The organism is Streptomyces sp. (assembly GCF_035563135.1).
Classification (GTDB): domain Bacteria; phylum Actinomycetota; class Actinomycetes; order Streptomycetales; family Streptomycetaceae; genus Streptomyces.
Window position 1 is genome coordinate 1 of sequence record NZ_DATMVN010000804.1, and the last position, 2,373, is coordinate 2,373.

Annotated in this window: 1 protein-coding gene; it reads right to left on the reverse strand. The window is 66.8% G+C overall.

The window, feature by feature from the left end; genetic code table 11:
• Nucleotides 1-717: 717 nt before the first annotated feature.
• The gene (proS, locus tag VN520_RS35750) at nt 718-2,118 is read right to left on the reverse strand and encodes a proline--tRNA ligase (protein WP_325751113.1); all 1,401 of its coding nucleotides are present in this window, start codon (nt 2,116-2,118) and stop codon (nt 718-720) included.
• Between the last annotated feature and the right edge of the window lie 255 nt (nt 2,119-2,373).

Sequence of the window (2,373 nt, forward strand, 5' to 3'; positions counted from 1 at the left end):
ATGACGTCTTCCGACGGGTAGGTGCCGGGGTCTGACGGACGGCAGGCCGGGGAGTGCACCGGTTGCCCGGTGGGCGCGTCAGACGGCGTACGGGGTCTGCGTCCCCCGTTCACGACGCTCTGCGAGGGCTAGTGCGTCAAGTCAGGAAACGGGAGGGACCGCAACGCAAGCGCCGAGACTCAAGGCCAGGGGTTTCACCGGACTCTCACCTGACTTTGATTCTCGGAGCCGGAGGCGTCGAAGGCCCCCGGCTGCATTCCTGCAAGTCAGGGGCCTCGATGAGAGCCGCCTGTCCGAATCGAACCGACGACCTATTCACTACGAGTTGCGTCGGTTGCGACGTCTCGCGCAGGGTCCGATTGGCGTCTGACCTACAGCAATACGCGATCGCGTCCTGAGGGTTGAGCCGGTCAGGACCGACCGGGACCGACGACAACCGACCGTTCCACCGGTGTTTCGCCGGAGTTCTGAGCGAAACGACACAGCAGTGCTTGGTGGCGCCGCCGGCTTAGTGAGCGTGCCGCGCGAAGCTGCTGAATCCGACATCGCGAGCCGCTGTTGAACGTCCTTTCACGGTCCATGATCGCGGTCGGCAGACGGGGTGCCCGGCAGACAGGCAGAAGGCCCAGAGGTTGGCGTACAGGCCGCATCGCCGACCACAGTCATCACTGGGCAGCCAGATGACTGGGCCACCGTCGCTGACTGATGTTGCGCGCGTCAGTAGGAACGGCCGACGTAAGCGACAAGGTCGGGTTCGGTGTCGCTGTCGGGGACCGAACCGTCGGTTCGGGCGAGGCAGCGGACGGTGACCGCCGACTGGGCCAGCTTGGCCTCGCCTGCCTCTCTGACCGCCGCCCAGGGTAGACGGGCCCAGCCCTGTCCGCATGCTTCGACCGCGTCCGCCACGGTGGCGACGTCCGCGATCCGGGCATCGCGAGCCGCCCGCGCGTCGTCGAGCATGGTCTGCTGCTCACGGGCCAACAGAGCCAGGACCGTTTCTGCGATTCCAGCCAGCGCGACCTGCTCCTTCCCGCCGGAGAGCCGACGTGCGAGGGTCACCTGCCCGGCTGCGAGGTCGCGCGAGCCGAGTTCAAGCCGCAGGGGCACGCCCTTGAGCTCCCAGTCCACGGCCCGGCGCCCGAACGGGACGTCCGATCGGTCGTCGACGACGACTCGCGAGCCTGCATCGCGAAGGTCCGCACCGAGCTTGTGCGCGGCCTCGACCACGTCAGCCTTGATCGCCATCACCACAACCTGAACGGGCGCGAGCGACGGCGGAAGTCGCAAGCCGTTGTCGTCGCCGTGCACCATGATCAGCCCGCCGACCATCCGGGTGGAGGTGCCCCACGAGGTCGTCCAGGCGGTCTCCTGCTGGCCTGCGGCGGACAAGTAGTCGATGCCGAACGCCTTCGCGAAGTTCTGGCCCAGCTCGTGCGAGGTGCCCATCTGCAGCGCCTTGCCGTCGCGCATCATCGCCTCGCAGGCCAGCGTGTTGATCGCGCCGGCGAACCGCTCCCGGGCCGTCTTGCGCCCGACCACGACCGGGATCGCCAGCACGTTGACCATCAGATCTTCGTACGCCTCGTGCAGGATCCGGTGGGCGTAGTCGCGGGCATCGTCGTAGGTGGCGTGCGCGGTGTGGCCCTCCTGCCAGAGGAACTCGGTGGTACGCAGAAACAGCCGAGGGCGTAACTCCCAGCGGACCACGTTGTTCCACGTGTTCAGCAACAGCGGTAGGTCGCGGTAGCTCTGCGTCCACTTCGCCATGAACTCGCCGATGACCGTCTCGCTAGTCGGCCGCACCACCAGCGGCTCCTCCAACTGCCTGCCGCCGGCATGCGAGACCACGGCCAACTCCGGACTGAAGCCTTCGACGTGCTCGGCCTCCCGACGCAGGTACGACTCGGGGATGAACAACGGGAAGTAGGCGTTCTGCGCGCCGCACGCCTTGATCCGGGCGTCCATCTCGGCCTGTATCCGCTCCCAGATCGAGTACCCGTATGGGCGGATGACCATAGTGCCGCGCACCGGCCCGTTCTCGGCCAGCTCCGCCTTTGCTACCACTTCCTGGTACCACCGCGGAAAATCGGTGCTCTGCAGAGTGAGTACGGGCGCCATGGCGCGGATGCTACGGACCGCGGCACGTTCGGCAAACCGGATTCAAATGACACGGGTGGGAGCCTTCTCGTCCACGCAGCTTCCTCAGGCTCCCTGCGGGTTCTTGTGGCCTTGAAGGTCTTCGTGCATTCTCCTCGGGCCACGATCCGGGCGGCCGCGGCAACGCGTGGTCCGAGACCCACGCACCTCCTCGGAGCTCCGAGTCGTGCACGGGAACAGGGCTCGACATTCGCCACCTAGGACGAAACAGGGCGA